This window comes from Burkholderia sp. AU32262 (assembly GCF_020419985.1).
In the GTDB taxonomy this organism is placed as follows: Bacteria; Pseudomonadota; Gammaproteobacteria; order Burkholderiales; family Burkholderiaceae; genus Burkholderia; species Burkholderia semiarida.
The window spans coordinates 302,888-318,085 of record NZ_JAIZRS010000003.1 but is presented as its reverse complement, the minus strand read 5'-3'; the positions used below and the strand labels follow the sequence as shown (position 1 = coordinate 318,085).

The window sequence follows — 15,198 nt, the reverse complement described above, 5'->3', positions numbered from 1 at the left end:
ATGACCAAATCCGAGTTGGTCGCGCAGCTGGCATCGCGATTTCCGCAACTTGTCCTCAAGGATGCGGATTTCGCGGTGAAAACGATGCTCGATGCGATGTCCGACGCCCTGGCGAAAGGGCATCGCATTGAAATTCGGGGTTTCGGCAGCTTTGGCCTCAACCGTCGCCCGGCGCGCGTCGGACGCAACCCGAAGTCGGGGGAGAAAGTGCAGGTGCCCGAGAAGTTCGTGCCGCACTTCAAGCCTGGCAAGGAGTTGCGTGAACGCGTCGACGGCCGCGCCGGTGAACCGCTGAAGGCTGACGATCCGGACGACGAGCGTTGAGCGTCGTTCGGTGTGCCCGGAACCTGTCCGGCGAAGGCTGAAAAGAAAAGCGCCCCTTGCGGGCGCTTTTTTCATTTCGGGCCACGGGTGTGCAACGCGGGCGCACAGGATGTGCGCAGCCGCGGAAACGCTTCCTTTACAATACGGGTCGATTCGGTGCGACGAAGGGGAGTCGCGCGCCGCGGCAAACCTCAACAAAGAGAGGGCTTCATGAAGTTTATCGTCTGGCTGATCCGGGTATTGGTGTTCGTCCTGCTGCTGGTGCTCGCGCTGGCCAATACACAAACCGCGACGCTGAATTTCGTTGCCGGCTACGCATGGCAAGCGCCGCTGATCCTGATCGGCCTGGCATTCTTCGTCGTGGGGCTGCTGGCCGGCCTGCTGTCCGCGCTGCCTTCGATCTTCCGCCTCCGCCTCGAGAACGGGCGTTTGAAGCGCGATCTGCGTGCGGCGCGCGAAACGCCCGCCGTCATCGACCAGCCGCCGATGCCGCCCGTCATTTAACACGGACGCCGCGCGATTCCTCGCGCGGTTTTCGTCTCTGCTTCGATATTTCGCATGGATCTGGATTTCTGGTGGTTGCTCGCGATTCCGGTCGCATTCGCGCTCGGTTGGGCGGCGTCACGCTATGACCTCAAGAATCTCCTGTCGGAGAGTGCCAACCTGCCGCGCTCGTATTTTCGCGGCCTGAATTTTCTGTTGAACGAACAACCGGACAAGGCGATCGATGCGTTCATCGAGGTGGCCAAGCTCGATCCCGAGACGGTCGAGCTGCACTTCGCGCTCGGCAACCTGTTTCGCCGTCGCGGCGAGACCGACCGCGCGATCCGCGTGCACCAGAACCTGCTGAGCCGCACCGATCTGCCGGTCAACGAGCGCGACCACGCGCTGTACGAACTGGGCCAGGACTTCCTGAAGGCCGGCCTGCTGGATCGCGCCGAAGAGGCGTTCCACAAGCTCGCGGACGGCGACTACGCGCTCGGCGCACAGCGGGCGTTGCTGACGATCTACGAGATCGAGAAGGACTGGAACAAGTCGATCGACACGGCCAAACGCATCGAATCGATGAGCGACAAGCCGCTCGGCATCGAAATTGCGCAGTTTCACTGCGAACTCGCGCAGGACGCGCTGCAGCGCAAGAATGCCGCAGCGGCGGCCGAGCAACTGCGCCTTGCGCTGACCGTGAATCCGCAGAACGTCCGTGCGACGGTTCTGTCCGGCGACGCGGCGGAAGCGGCGGGCGACCACGCGGCCGCGATCGAGTACTGGAAGCGCGTCGAAGCGCAGAATCCGGCGTATCTGCCGCTCGTCGCCGACAAACTGATGAAGGCGTACGTCGCACTCGGCAAGAACGTCGAAGGCGCGGAGCTGCTGATGGGGTACGTCGATCGTTATCCGTCGAACGACCTGCTCGACATCGCCTATCAGCATATCGCCGGGTTGCGCGGCCAGGATGCCGCGCACACGCTCGCGCGCACGCAGATGGAAAAGTCGCCGAACCTGTCGGGGATGCTGCACCTGCTCGATGCGCAGATCGCGGCGGCCGACGAACCGCGTCGTAAGGAACTTGAAATGATGCGTGCGCTGATCAAGCAGCGCACGAAAAATCTGCCACGGTATACGTGCCAGAATTGCGGTTTCCGGGCACGGCTCTTCTACTGGCAGTGCCCCGGCTGCAGCGGCTGGGAAACCTATGCGCCGCGCCGCGTCGAACCTGCGATGCCGGGCTGATCCCGGCGCGCGGAGCCAACGCGCAGCGGTTGCCGCCGGGCTCGTCCCGGCGGCCAAGTTAGTCAATTACCGGGAAGTACCGGAACATCTATGAAAATCACCATCATCGGCACCGGCTATGTCGGTCTCGTCACGGGCGCCTGCCTCGCGGAGATCGGTCACGACGTCTTCTGTCTCGACGTCGATCCGCGCAAGATCGACATCCTGAACAACGGCGGGATGCCGATTCACGAACCGGGGCTGCTGGACATCATCGCGCGCAACCGCACGGCGGGGCGCCTGCGCTTCTCGACCGACATCGAGGCGAGCGTCGCGCATGGCGAGATCCAGTTCATCGCGGTCGGCACGCCGCCCGACGAGGACGGCTCGGCCGACCTGCAATACGTGCTCGAGGCCGCGCGCAACATCGGCCGCCACATGACGGGCTTCAAGGTGATCGTCGACAAGTCGACGGTGCCGGTCGGCACCGCGCAGCGCGTGCGCGGCGTGGTCGACGAGGCGCTTGCCGCACGCGGGCTCGCGGGCAGCGTCGCGCATCGCTTCTCGGTCGTATCGAACCCGGAATTCCTGAAGGAAGGCGCCGCGGTCGAGGACTTCATGCGTCCGGATCGGATCATCATCGGCGTCGACGATGACGAAACCGGTACGACCGCGCGCGAGAAGATGAAGAAGCTCTACGCGCCGTTCAACCGCAATCACGAGCGCACGATCTACATGGACGTGCGTTCGGCCGAGTTCGCGAAGTATGCGGCGAACGCGATGCTCGCGACGCGCATCTCGTTCATGAACGAGATGTCGAATCTCGCCGACAAGGTCGGCGCGGACATCGAGGCCGTGCGACGCGGGATCGGCTCCGATCCGCGCATCGGCTATCACTTCCTGTACGCGGGCGTCGGCTACGGCGGTTCGTGCTTCCCGAAGGACGTGCAGGCACTGATCCGCACCGCGGGTGAGAACGGCCAGCCGCTGCGCATCCTGGAGGCCGTCGAGGCCGCCAACCATGCTCAGAAGGACGTGCTGATCGGCAAGATCGAGCAGCGCTTCGGCGCCGACCTGACGGGCCGCGAGTTCGCGGTCTGGGGCCTGGCGTTCAAGCCGAACACCGACGACATGCGCGAGGCGCCGAGCCGTCGCCTGATCGCCGCGCTGCTCGAGCGCGGAGCAACCGTGCGCGCGTACGATCCGGTCGCGGTGGACGAAGCGCGGCGCGTGTTCGCGCTGGATTTCGGCGACGATGCGCACGCACTGGCGCGGCTGCATCTCGTCGACACGCAGGATCTCGCGGTCACCGGCGCGGATGCGCTCGTGATCGTGACCGAGTGGAAGGAATTCCGCAGCCCCGATTTCACGCGCCTGAAGGCCGAACTGAAGGCGCCGGTGATCTTCGACGGGCGCAACCTGTACGAGCCGGACGCGATGGCCGAGCTGGGCATCGACTATTACGCGATCGGCCGGCCGTACGTCGATCCCCAGTCGTCCTCCCGTAGCTGAACGTACGATGAATACTCTTCGCGAAATCGTTCCGGTGCCGCGCGAGCAACTCGCGCGCTCGCGTGTGCTCGTCGTCGGCGACGTGATGCTCGACCGTTACTGGTTCGGCAACGTCGATCGCATTTCACCTGAAGCGCCGGTGCCGGTCGTGCACGTGCAGCGCCAGGAGGAGCGGCTCGGCGGCGCGGCCAACGTTGCACGCAATGCCGTGACGCTCGGCGGTCAGGCCGGCCTGCTGTGCGTCGTCGGTTGCGACGAACCCGGCGAGCGGATCGTCGAGCTGCTCGGCAGCAGCGGCGTGACGCCGCATCTCGAGCGCGATCCCGCACTCCCGACCACGATCAAGCTGCGCGTGCTCGCGCGCCAGCAGCAACTGCTGCGCGTCGATTTCGAGGCGATGCCGACGCACGAGGTGCTGCTCGCGGGGCTCGCACGCTTCGACGTGCTGCTGCCGCAGCACGACGTCGTGCTGATGTCGGATTACGCCAAAGGCGGCCTCACGCACGTGACGACGATGATCGAGAAGGCGCGTGCGGCCGGCAAGGCGGTCCTGGTCGACCCGAAGGGCGACGACTGGGCGCGCTATCGCGGCGCATCGCTGATCACGCCGAATCGCGCGGAACTGCGCGAGGTGGTCGGGCAGTGGAAATCGGAAGACGACCTGCGCGCGCGCGTCGCGAATCTGCGCGCGGAGCTCGGCATCGACGCGCTGCTGCTCACGCGTTCGGAAGAGGGCATGACGCTCTTTTCCGCGGGCGGCGAACTGCATGCGCCGGCGCTCGCGCGCGAAGTGTTCGACGTGTCGGGCGCGGGCGACACCGTGATCGCGACGGTCGCGACGATGCTCGGCGCCGGTGTGCCGCTCGTCGACGCCGTGGTGCTCGCGAATCGCGCGGCAGGCATCGTGGTCGGCAAGCTCGGCACGGCCACCGTGGATTACGACGAACTGTTTCACTGAGCGCATTCGGCGGCGCGACGAGCGCGCCGCACGCATGGCTCGCACTTTTCAGGCAGGACGATCATGACCCTCATCGTCACCGGCGCAGCCGGTTTTATCGGCGCGAACATCGTCAAGGCGCTCAACGAGCGCGGCGAGACGCGCATCATCGCGGTCGACAACCTGACGCGCGCGGACAAGTTCCGCAATCTCGTCGACTGCGAGATCGACGACTATCTCGACAAGACCGAATTCGTCGAACGCTTCGCGCGCGGCGATTTCGGCAAGGTACGCGCGGTATTTCACGAAGGCGCCTGTTCGGACACGATGGAAACCGACGGTCGCTACATGATGGACAACAACTTCCGCTACAGCCGTGCGGTGCTCGATACCTGCCTCGCGCAGGGCACGCAGTTCCTGTATGCCTCGTCGGCCGCGATCTACGGCGGCTCGACGCGTTTCGTCGAGGAGCGCGACGTCGAGGCGCCGCTGAACGTGTACGGCTATTCGAAGTTCCTGTTCGATCAGGTGATCCGTCGCGTGCTGCCGAGCGCGAAGAGCCAGATCGCGGGCTTCCGCTATTTCAACGTGTACGGCCCGCGCGAGACCCACAAGGGCCGCATGGCGTCGGTCGCGTTCCACAACTTCAACCAGTTCCGCGCGGAAGGCAAGGTAAAGCTGTTCGGCGAGTACAACGGCTATGCGCCGGGCGAGCAGACGCGCGATTTCGTGTCGGTCGAGGACGTGACCAAGGTGAACCTGTTCTTCTTCGATCATCCGGAGAAGTCGGGCATCTTCAATCTCGGCACGGGCCGCGCGCAGCCGTTCAACGATATCGCGTCGACGGTCGTGAACACGCTGCGCGCGCTCGACAACCAGCCGCCGCTGACGCTCGCGCAGCAGGTCGAGCAGGGCTTGATCGAATACGTGCCGTTCCCCGATGCGCTGCGCGGCAAGTATCAGTGCTTCACGCAGGCCGACCAGACGAAACTGCGCGCGGCCGGCTACGACGCACCGTTCCTGACCGTGCAGGAAGGCGTCGATCGCTACGTCCGTTGGCTATCCGGCCAGGTTTAAACCGGCGCGTCACATCGATAGACTGGGTCTCACGGTCGGCAGCCGCCGGCCGTTTTTCTTCGGAGATCCAGCACATGATCAGGAAATGGTTTGCCGCGGCGGTCATGCTCGGCGCGGTGGCGTCGGCCTGGGCGGCCGTCGACGTCAACACCGCGAACGAGGATGCGCTCGTCGGCATCAAGGGCATTGGCCCGGCGCGGGCGAAGGCGATTCTCGACGAGCGCGGCGCACACGGTCCGTTCAGGAATGCGGACGATCTCGCCACGCGCGTGAAGGGCATGGGCGGGCATACCGTCGAGCGGCTTCAGCAGGAAGGGCTGACGATCGGTGCGGCGGCCGGTACGGGTACGACGCCGCCGGCCGCGGGCAAGCCGGCGGCGGCAAAGCCCGCCGCCGCACCGGCCCGCACGGCGCAGAAATAACGGGTCGCACATACCCGACACAGGGCTCCTTCAGCCGCCGTCGTTGCGACGGCTTCCCGCGGCATGCCGCGGGTTTTTTGCGTGCGGCGGGCTGCGCGACGATCGCGAACCGCGCGGCGCGCGTATTCCATCGTCGTAATGGGGTTGCCGGCGCGCGTGCCGGTGCTGGTTTACAATCGATCGATTGATCGGCCTCGCACTCACGGTATATCCATGGCTTACAAAACTATCGAAGACACGATCGGCAATACGCCGCTCGTGCAACTGGTCCGCCTGCCGGACGACGAGATTCGCGCGCGCAACAACGTGCTGCTCGCGAAGCTCGAGGGCAACAATCCGGCCGGTTCCGTGAAGGATCGCCCGGCGCTGTCGATGATCAGCAAGGCCGAGGCGCGCGGGCGCATCAAGCCGGGCGATACGCTCATCGAGGCCACGAGCGGCAACACGGGCATCGCGCTCGCGATGGCCGCGGCGATCCGCGGCTACAAGATGGTGCTGATCATGCCGGAGGATCTGTCGGTCGAGCGCCGCCAGAGCATGGCCGCTTATGGCGCCGAAATCATCCTGACGCCGGTGAAGGGCGGGATGGAGCTGGCGCGCGATCTCGCGGAGCAGATGCAGCGCGAAGGCAAGGGCGTGATCCTCGACCAGTTCGGCAATCCCGACAATCCCGTCGCGCACTACGAAGGAACGGGGCCGGAGATCTGGCGCGATACCGAAGGGCGCATCACGCACTTCGTGTCCGCGATGGGCACGACGGGCACGATCATGGGCACGTCGCGCTACCTGAAGGAACAGAATCCGGCGATCGAAATTATCGGCGCGCAGCCGGAAGACGGCTCGCGTATTCCCGGCATCCGCAAGTGGCCGGAAGCGTACATGCCGACCATCTTCGATCGCAGCCGTGTCGATCGCGTCGAAAGCGTGAGCCAGGCGGCGTCGGAAACGATGACGCGCCGCCTTGCGGCGGTCGAAGGCATCTTCGCGGGCATTTCGTCGGGCGGCGCATGCGAAGTCGCGATGCGCATCGCACGGCAGGTCGAGAACGCGACGATCGTGTTCATCGTCTGCGATCGCGGCGACCGTTACCTGTCCACGGGCGTGTTTCCCGCCTGAGCGAGAGCGGGGCGCGATTCGCGCGTCGATAAAAAAGCGCCGCGTTCCGTGAACCGCGGCGCTTTTTCTTTGGGCGACCAGCGCTTACTGCGGCTGCGCGTCGTCGGCGGCCGGTTGCAGCGCGCCATTGGCTTCCATCTGCGCCTTCACGGCCTCGCCGAGCTGGTACACGGCGAGCGCGTAGAAGAAGCTGCGGTTGTAGCGCGTCAGCACGTAGAAGTTCTTCAGGCCGAGCATGTATTCGGTCGCGCGCCCCGGCGTCGGCAGGTCGACCACGGTCACCGGCGTGCTGGCTTCGGCCGTGATGTTGACCGTCGGCTCGTTCAGCGTCATGCCCGCGCGCAGCAGTTGCGACAGTGCCCAGTGCGGTTCGGGCTGGCCGTCCGCGGCGGCCTGCGCGATGCCCAGGCTGCCCGTGTCGGGCGTGATCTGCCAGACCACCGGGCGGTCGGTTTCCCAGCCGTGCTGCTTCAGGTAGTTCGCGACGCTGCCGATCGCATCGACAGGACTGCTGCGCAGATCGACGTGGCCCGTACCGTCGAAGTCGACCGCGTATTCGCGGATGCTGCTCGGCAGGAACTGCGGAATCCCGATCGCGCCGGTGTACGAGCCGAGCACGGTGGTCGGGTCGAGCTGGTTGTCGCGGGTCCAGACCAGGAAGTCTTCGAGGTTCTTGCGGAACGTGGCCTGGCGGCTGTCGCGATTCGGCGTGTCCGGGTAGTCGAACGTCAGTGTGGTCAGCGCGTCGAGCACGCGGAAATTGCCCATGTAGCGGCCATAGATGGTCTCGACGCCGATGATGCCGACGATCACCTCGGGCGGCACGCCGAACTGCTCGGACGCGCGCTGCAGCGTCGCCTGGTTCGCTTTCCAGAACTTCACGCCGGCGTTGATGCGGATCGGTTCGATGAAGCGCGAGCGATAGACGCGCCAGTTCTTGACCGAAGGCGTGGGCGCGGGCCGCACGAGCTTGACGGCCGTCGCCGAGTAGCTGATGCGCGAGAACAGCGCATGCAGGCTCGCCGAATCGAAGCCGTTGCGGCTCACCATCTCGTCGATGAACGCGTCGACCTTCGCGTTGTTCGCGTACCGCTGCGGAACGATTTCCTCTTCGAAAGTCTGGCCTTGCGGCGTCGGCTGCTGCGGCTGGGCCTGCGCGACGAGCGTGCCGACGGGCTTCGCCGGCTGCGTCTGCGCGACGGCAGGCGCGGTGCCGAGGGCCGTGGCGATGGCAGCGGCGACGAGCGGAGCGCGAACGCGGAACAGCGCGGGGAGAAGGGCGGCAGGCTTGCTGGAATTCATGTCGAAGCGGGCGGACAGGGCGATGGTGTTCGGCGCAGTATACCCGACGCATCCGGCGCGCCGGGCCGAAGCGGGCCCCCGTTGTGGTAAGTTAGCGGCGAATTCGCGGCAGACGATGGACATCATTGAGGGAGACCTGCGGCGCACCCTGCGCCACGGATGACAGCTTATGGCAACCGCTTTCTATACGCACCCCGACTGCATGCTGCACGAGATGGGGGAGTGGCATCCGGAATGCCCGGCCCGCCTGTCGGCGATCCAGGATCAACTGATTGCGAGCCGCATCGACGACCTGATCGTGCACGAAACCGCGCCGTTCGCGAGCGAGGTCGCGCTGGGCCGCGTGCATACGCAGGCGCACATCGACTACATCCGCAGCATGACGCCGGTCGACGGTTACGTCGAGATCGATCCCGATACGCTGATGAATCCCGACACATGGCGCGCGGCGCTGCGCGCGGCCGGCGCCGCGATCGCGGCGACCGACGCGGTGATCGAGGGCCGCTATGCGAATGCGTTCTGCGGCGTCCGCCCGCCCGGCCATCATGCGGAGCCTGCCCGAGCGATGGGCTTCTGCTTCTTCAACAACGTCGCGATCGCCGCGCGGCACGCACTGGACGTACACGGCATCGAACGGGTCGCGATCATCGATTTCGACGTGCACCACGGCAACGGCACCGAGGCGGCGTTCGCGAACGACGAGCGCGTGCTGATGTGCAGCTTCTTCCAGCATCCGCTGTATCCGTTCTCGGGCGTCGATCATCAGGCGCCGAACATGGTCAACCTGCCGATGCCCGCGCGCAGCAACGGGATGGCGATCCGCGAAGCCGTCGACATGTTCTGGCTGCCGCGCCTCGACGCGTTCAAGCCGCAAATGCTGTTCGTGTCGGCCGGCTTCGACGCGCATCGCGAGGACGACATCGGCAATCTCGGTCTCGTCGAGGCCGACTTCGAATGGCTGACCGCGCAGATCGTCGAGGTGGCGCGCCGGCATGCGCAGGGCCGCATCGTCAGCTGCCTCGAAGGCGGCTACAACCTGTCCGCGCTGGGGCGCAGCGTCGTCGCGCACCTGCGCGTGCTGGCCGGGATCTGATCCTCGCTCGACCGGTCGGGCCGAGGCGCGCTCAGCGTGCCGGCACGCGCGCGTGAATCCACGCGATCAACGCGTCGATCACGCGATCGCGTTCGAGATCGTTCATCGTTTCGTGGAAGCCGCCTTCGTACAGCGTCAGCGTACGGTCGGGCGAGCGGACGCGTGCGCCGAACGCGCGGCTGCCGTCGGGTTCGGTCAGCTTGTCCTCGGTGCCGTGATAGACGAGCACCGGCACGCGCAGCGTGTCGCGGCCGTTTTCGATGCGCGCCATCGCGTCGAGAATCTCCGCACCGGTGCGTGCGGGCACGGCGCCGTGATGCACGAGCGGGTCGGCGCGATTGGCCGCGACGATGGCCGGATCGCGCGACAGCAGCGCCGCATCGATCCTGATCGCGGGGAAAGTGGGCCACACGCGGCTGATGACGCGGCTGACGGCGAGCATCCAGCGCGGCACGTCGCGCCCGGGCGCCAGCGCCGGACTCGACAGCACGAGGCCCGTCAGTGCGTGGCCGCGTACCGGTGCACGTTCGATCGCGTAGAGCGCCGCGATCGCGCCGCCCATGCTGTGTCCCATCAGGAACAGCGGCGCGTCGCCGCGCGTGGCTTCGGCGACCAGCGCGTCCGCATCGTTCAGGTAGTCGTCGAAACGTTCGACCCAGGCTCGCTTGCCGGGCGAGTGGCCATGCCCGCGCAGATCGATCGCCAGCACGTCGATGCCGGCCGCGTTCAGCCGGCCGGCGAGCGCGGCATGGCGGCCCGCGTGTTCGGCGAGACCGTGCACCAGCGCGATCGTCGCGCGCGGCGGCGCGGCGCCGTCGCCGGCCGGCCAGCGGTACGACGCCAGTTCGAGCCCGTCGGCGGTACGCAGCCGGCCCATCCGCGGCGCGGGCGCCGATCCGGCGGTGGCGGGTGCGGCGGCCGGCGTGGTGGTCGTGCTCATCTGGCGTGTCCCCCTGTTCGTTGGTCCGTGTTCAGGATCATAGTCGCGGGATTCTCGCGAGCGCCCAGCGGCGCCCCTCTAATTTCATTTGGTTATGAAAAGATCGAAATCGATTATTAAGGGGAATGAGGGGTTTGCGGTAAAATCGCCGGTTATTCCAGATGCATCGGCGGCCGACTGGCGGGCCAACTCGCCGGCCGGCCGCCGTTTTGTTTACATGATCGAATTGCGCAATCTTTCGCAGCGTTTCCCCGGCCCGGGCGGCTGGGTCGAAGCGTTGCACAACGTCAACCTGACGATCCCGCAGGGCGAGGTGTTCGGCATCATCGGCCGAAGCGGCGCAGGCAAGAGCACGCTCGTGCGCACCATCAACCTGCTCACGCGGCCGACCGAAGGCAATGTCGTCGTCGGCGGGCGCGATCTCACGCTGCTGTCGGCCGGCGCGCTGCGCGAAGCGCGCCGCGAAATCGGCATGATCTTCCAGCACTTCAACCTGCTGTCGTCGCGCACGGTGTTCGACAACGTCGCGCTACCGCTCGAGCTGGCCGGCGCGAGCCGTGCCGACATCGAAGCCGCGGTGCTGCCGCTGCTCGACCTGGTCGGGCTGTCCGCGCAGAAGGATCGCTATCCGGCGCAGATCAGCGGCGGGCAGAAGCAGCGCGTCGGCATCGCCCGCGCGCTGGCGAGCCAGCCGAAGGTGCTGCTGTCGGACGAGGCGACGTCGGCGCTCGACCCCGAAACCACGCGTTCGATCCTCGACCTGCTGAAGCGCATCAACCGCGAGCTCGGCCTGACCATCGTGCTGATCACGCACCAGATGGAAGTGATCAAGCAGGTCTGCGATCGCGTGGCGGTGCTCGATGCGGGGCGCGTGGTCGAGGAAGGCCGCGTGATCGACGTGTTCCTGCAGCCGCATCACGAAGTGACGCGCGCGCTGATCGGCGACGTGATCGCGCAGGAGTTGCCGCCCGCGCTGAAGGCACGCGTGGCCGAGCGGCTGAAGACGGGCAGCGGGCATCTGCTGCGGCTCGCGTTCACGGGCTCGGGCGTCGACCAGCCGATCCTGTCGGAGACGATCCGCCGGTACGAACTCGATTTCAATATCCTGCATGGCCAGATCGACGAGATCCAGGGGCAGGCATTCGGTTCGCTCGCGGTGCTCGCGGGCGGCGAGCCGGGCAAGGTCGGGCAGGCGCTCGCGTTCCTGCGCGAGCAAGGTGTGGTGGTAGAGGAGCTTTCGTATGTTGAGTGAGATGTTCGATATGTTCGTGCAGTCGTTCTGGGAGACGCTGATCATGGTCGGCATCTCCGGGGCGGTCGGCGCGCTCGTCGGCCTGCCGCTCGGCGTGCTGCTCTACCTGACCGATCGCCAGGGCGTGCTGCAGAATCTCGCGGTCAATCGCGTGCTCGGCGGCATCGTGAATGCGGTCCGCTCGACGCCGTTCATCATCCTGCTGGTCGCGGTGATTCCGTTCACGCGGCTCGTTACCGGTTCGTCGATCGGCACGGCGGCGGCGGTCGTGCCGCTGACGCTCGCGGCCGCGCCGTTCATCGCGCGTCTCGTCGAAACCGCGCTGCGTGAAGTCGATCGCGGGCTGATCGAGGCCGCGCAATCGATGGGCGCGACCACGTCGCAGATCGTATTCAAGGTGCTGTTGCCCGAATCGCTGCCGGGCGTCGTCGCGGGCCTGACGATCACGTTCGTGTCGCTGGTCGGCTATTCGGCGATGGCGGGCGCGATCGGCGGCGGCGGGCTCGGCGATCTCGGGATCCGTTACGGTTACCAGCGCTATCTGCCGGAAGTGATGTGGACGGTCGTCGCGATCCTGATCGTGTTCGTGCAGATCGTGCAATCGCTCGGCGACTGGCTGGTGCGCCGGCTGAGCCACAAATAAGACCAGACCGATTCGATAGGGGAGAGACGATGCAACGACGCTTCATGCTGAAATTCGCGGCGGCGCTGGGCGCGGCCGCACTGTTCGCGGGCGCGCAAGCCCGGGCCGAAACCATCAAGGTCGGCGTGACGGGCGGTCCGCACGCGCAGATCATGGAAGTGGTGAAGAAGGTCGCGGCGAAGGAGGGGCTCGAGATCCGCATCGTCGAATTTTCCGACTACGTGCAGCCGAACGCCGCGCTCGCGTCGGGCGACCTCGACGCGAACAGCTACCAGCACGATCCGTATCTGCAGGCGCAGGTGAAGGATCGCGGCTACAAGCTGATCAAGGTCGCGGATACCGTCACGTTTCCGATGGGCATCTACTCGAAGCGCGTGAAGTCGCTGGCCGAGCTGAAGCCGGGCGCGCGCGTCGCGGTGCCGAACGATCCGACCAACGGCGGCCGCGCGCTGCTGTTGCTGCAGAAGCAGGGGCTGCTGAAGCTGCGCGCGGATGCGGGGTTGAAGGCGACGCCGCTCGATATCGTCGACAATCCGCGCAAGCTGAAGATCGTCGAGCTCGATGCGGCGCAGATTCCGCGCTCGCTCGGCGACGTCGACGCGGCGGCGATCAATACCAACTACGCGATGGAAGCGGGGTTGAAACCGAAGCAGGACGCGATCGCGATCGAGGGCCCGAACGGCCCGTACGCGAACATCCTCGCGATTCGCGAGGCGGACCGGAACAAGCCGTGGGTCGCCAGGCTGATTGCGGCCTATCACTCGGCCGACGTGAAACAGTTCATCGAAGGCAAGTTCGGCGGCGCGGTCATTGCCGCCTGGTAACGGCCGCAGCACGGGACGCCCGGCGCGATTAGAGTCGATGATCGAAAACCCGGGCTTTGCGTCCGGGTTTTTTCTCTTTTAAAATAGAACGACCGTTCGCTATCATTGGCGCGTCGCCAAGAAGCGGTATCCTCGACAACCATCATGGTTGGGTCCGCCTGGCCGCGCAGTCATGAGGCCTCGCTTAAAATGGCCTCTGGTCGTATTCGTAACTTTGGAGCGTGTGCATGAAAATCCTGGTGCCAGTGAAAAGAGTGGTCGATTACAACGTGAAGGTCCGCGTGAAGTCGGACAACACGGGTGTCGACATCGCGAACGTGAAGATGTCGATGAACCCGTTCGACGAGATCGCCGTGGAAGAAGCCGTGCGCCTGAAGGAAGCGGGCGTCGCGACCGAAGTGATCGCGGTGTCGGTGGGTGTGACTCAAGCGCAGGAAACGCTGCGCACGGCGCTGGCGATCGGCGCGGATCGCGCGATCCTCGTCGAGTCGAACGACAGCGTCGAGCCGCTGGCCGTCGCGAAGATCCTGAAAGCACTGGTCGACAAGGAACAGCCGCAACTTGTGATCCTCGGCAAGCAGGCGATCGACGACGATTCGAACCAGACGGGCCAGATGCTGGCCGCGCTCGCAGGTCTGCCGCAGGCGACGTTCGCGTCGAAGGTGACGATCGCCGATGGCAAGGCAACCGTTGCGCGCGAAGTCGACGGCGGCGCGGAAACGCTGTCGCTGACGCTGCCGGCGGTCGTGACGACCGACCTGCGCCTGAACGAGCCGCGCTACGTGACGCTGCCGAACATCATGAAGGCGAAAAAGAAGCCGCTGGAAACCGTGAAGCCGGAAGACCTGGGCGTGGACGTCGCGCCGCGTCTGAAGACGCTGAAGGTGGCCGAGCCGCCGAAGCGCGCGGCCGGCGTGAAGGTGCCGGACGTGAAGACGCTGGTCGAGAAGCTGAAGACCGAAGCCAAGGTGCTGTAAGAGGGAGCGCAAGGAAATGACGATTCTGGTGATTGCAGAACACGACAACGCGTCGATCAAGGCCGCGACGTTGAACACGGTGGCGGCGGCAGCGAAGATCGGTGGCGACATCCACGTGCTGGTCGCGGGCCACAACGCGCAAGCGGCGGCCGACGCGGCAGCGAAGATCGCGGGCGTGTCGAAGGTGCTGCTGGCCGACGCGCCGCAACTGGCCGAAGGCCTGGCGGAAAACGTCGAGGCGACCGCGCTGAACATCGCGAAGGACTACTCGCACATCCTCGCGCCGGCGACGGCCTACGGCAAGAACGTCGCGCCGCGCATCGCCGCGAAGCTGGACGTCGCGCAGATCTCGGACATCACGGCGGTCGATTCGGCCGACACGTTCGAGCGCCCGATCTACGCGGGCAACGCGATCGCGACCGTGCAGTCGAGCGATCCGATCAAGGTCATCACGGTGCGTGCGACGGGTTTCGATCCGGTGGCGGCGGAAGGCGGCAGCGCAGCGGTCGAGAAGATCGACGCAGCGGCCGACGCAGGCAAGTCGCAGTTCGTGAGCCGTGAAGTGACGAAGCTGGACCGTCCGGAGCTGACGTCGGCGAGCATCATCGTGTCGGGCGGCCGCGGTCTGGGCAGCGGCGAGAACTACACGAAGGTGCTGGAGCCGCTGGCCGACAAGCTGTCGGCAGCGCTCGGCGCATCGCGCGCGGCAGTCGACGCCGGCTACGTGCCGAACGACTACCAGGTCGGCCAGACCGGCAAGATCGTCGCGCCGCAGTTGTACATCGCGGTCGGTATCTCGGGTGCGATCCAGCATCTGGCCGGGATGAAGGATTCGAAGGTGATCGTCGCGATCAACAAGGATCCCGAAGCGCCGATCTTCAGCGTGGCCGACTACGGCCTCGTCGGCGATCTGTTCTCGCTCGTGCCGGAGCTCGTGAACGAGCTCGGCTGACGCGGCGTGACGCTTCAGCGGTAAGCACACGAGAAAAGGGGCGCGATAAGCGCCCCTTTTTCGCTGTGTCGTCGGCTGAAGCGGCGCGAGCGTCGTTCGCCTGGAAGATCCGCGATC

General features: G+C 66.0%; 16 protein-coding genes. 14 read left to right on the top strand and 2 right to left on the bottom strand.

Translation table 11 applies throughout. The features are described 5' to 3' along the window. The 8 genes from LGN10_RS05040 (at window position 1) to cysM (ending at window position 7,098) form a co-directional block, all read left to right on the top strand. Window positions 1–324, top strand: coding sequence for an integration host factor subunit beta (locus tag LGN10_RS05040; RefSeq protein ID WP_006486894.1), 324 nt, complete (start codon window positions 1–3; stop codon window positions 322–324). Window positions 325–534: 210 nt separating this feature from the next. After that, complete coding sequence (locus LGN10_RS05035) at window positions 535–828, top strand: lipopolysaccharide assembly protein LapA domain-containing protein (RefSeq protein WP_034183038.1); 294 nt, start codon at window positions 535–537, stop codon at window positions 826–828. Window positions 829–882: 54 nt separating this feature from the next. Continuing rightward, on the top strand, window positions 883–2,055 hold the full coding sequence (lapB, locus tag LGN10_RS05030; RefSeq protein WP_059574064.1) for a lipopolysaccharide assembly protein LapB: 1,173 nt from the start codon (window positions 883–885) through the stop codon (window positions 2,053–2,055). Between the two features lie 90 nt (window positions 2,056–2,145). Beyond that, window positions 2,146–3,546, top strand: a complete 1,401-nt coding sequence (locus tag LGN10_RS05025) for a UDP-glucose dehydrogenase family protein (protein WP_226222031.1) — start codon at window positions 2,146–2,148, stop codon at window positions 3,544–3,546. A 7-nt stretch (window positions 3,547–3,553) separates the two neighbouring features. Continuing rightward, window positions 3,554–4,504: a D-glycero-beta-D-manno-heptose-7-phosphate kinase gene (rfaE1, locus tag LGN10_RS05020; protein ID WP_059574062.1), complete on the top strand. Its 951-nt coding sequence runs from the start codon at window positions 3,554–3,556 to the stop codon at window positions 4,502–4,504. 63 nt (window positions 4,505–4,567) lie between these two features. Beyond that, window positions 4,568–5,560: an ADP-glyceromanno-heptose 6-epimerase gene (gene rfaD / locus LGN10_RS05015; protein WP_006496538.1), complete on the top strand. Its 993-nt coding sequence runs from the start codon at window positions 4,568–4,570 to the stop codon at window positions 5,558–5,560. A gap of 74 nt (window positions 5,561–5,634) precedes the next feature. Next, entirely contained in the window at window positions 5,635–5,982 is a 348-nt protein-coding gene (locus LGN10_RS05010; RefSeq protein WP_060313163.1) for a ComEA family DNA-binding protein, read from the top strand. Between the two features lie 213 nt (window positions 5,983–6,195). Then, complete coding sequence (cysM, locus tag LGN10_RS05005; RefSeq protein ID WP_059574060.1) at window positions 6,196–7,098, top strand: cysteine synthase CysM; 903 nt, start codon at window positions 6,196–6,198, stop codon at window positions 7,096–7,098. Between the two features lie 84 nt (window positions 7,099–7,182). On the opposite strand, the gene mltB is transcribed toward cysM, so the two are convergent. Continuing rightward, window positions 7,183–8,526, bottom strand: coding sequence for a lytic murein transglycosylase B (gene mltB / locus LGN10_RS05000; RefSeq protein ID WP_124859521.1), 1,344 nt, complete (start codon window positions 8,524–8,526; stop codon window positions 7,183–7,185). A gap of 43 nt (window positions 8,527–8,569) precedes the next feature. Between mltB and LGN10_RS04995 the strand changes: the two genes are divergently transcribed. Continuing rightward, window positions 8,570–9,493 (top strand): histone deacetylase family protein, encoded by a 924-nt coding sequence (locus LGN10_RS04995; protein ID WP_059574058.1) that lies wholly within the window; start codon window positions 8,570–8,572, stop codon window positions 9,491–9,493. A 31-nt stretch (window positions 9,494–9,524) separates the two neighbouring features. Here LGN10_RS04995 and LGN10_RS04990 read toward each other — a convergent pair whose 3' ends face one another. Continuing rightward, window positions 9,525–10,433 (bottom strand): alpha/beta hydrolase, encoded by a 909-nt coding sequence (locus LGN10_RS04990; RefSeq protein ID WP_226222029.1) that lies wholly within the window; start codon window positions 10,431–10,433, stop codon window positions 9,525–9,527. Between the two features lie 217 nt (window positions 10,434–10,650). Here LGN10_RS04990 and LGN10_RS04985 point away from each other — a divergent pair, with 217 nt between their 5' ends. From LGN10_RS04985 to LGN10_RS04965, 5 genes are all read left to right on the top strand, one after another. Next, window positions 10,651–11,685 carry a methionine ABC transporter ATP-binding protein gene (locus LGN10_RS04985; protein ID WP_059574056.1) on the top strand — a complete coding sequence of 345 codons (1,035 nt, stop codon included), beginning with the start codon at window positions 10,651–10,653 and terminating at the stop codon, window positions 11,683–11,685. Further along, window positions 11,675–12,328, top strand: coding sequence for a methionine ABC transporter permease (locus LGN10_RS04980; RefSeq protein WP_059574055.1), 654 nt, complete (start codon window positions 11,675–11,677; stop codon window positions 12,326–12,328). The genes LGN10_RS04985 and LGN10_RS04980 overlap by 11 nt, the downstream gene beginning before the upstream one ends. A 29-nt stretch (window positions 12,329–12,357) precedes the next feature. Beyond that, window positions 12,358–13,152 (top strand): MetQ/NlpA family ABC transporter substrate-binding protein, encoded by a 795-nt coding sequence (locus LGN10_RS04975; protein WP_124859515.1) that lies wholly within the window; start codon window positions 12,358–12,360, stop codon window positions 13,150–13,152. A 227-nt stretch (window positions 13,153–13,379) separates the two neighbouring features. Beyond that, window positions 13,380–14,129 carry an electron transfer flavoprotein subunit beta/FixA family protein gene (locus LGN10_RS04970; RefSeq protein ID WP_021157446.1) on the top strand — a complete coding sequence of 250 codons (750 nt, stop codon included), beginning with the start codon at window positions 13,380–13,382 and terminating at the stop codon, window positions 14,127–14,129. A gap of 16 nt (window positions 14,130–14,145) precedes the next feature. After that, window positions 14,146–15,081, top strand: a complete 936-nt coding sequence (locus LGN10_RS04965; protein ID WP_059574053.1) for an electron transfer flavoprotein subunit alpha/FixB family protein — start codon at window positions 14,146–14,148, stop codon at window positions 15,079–15,081. Window positions 15,082–15,198 lie beyond the last annotated feature (117 nt).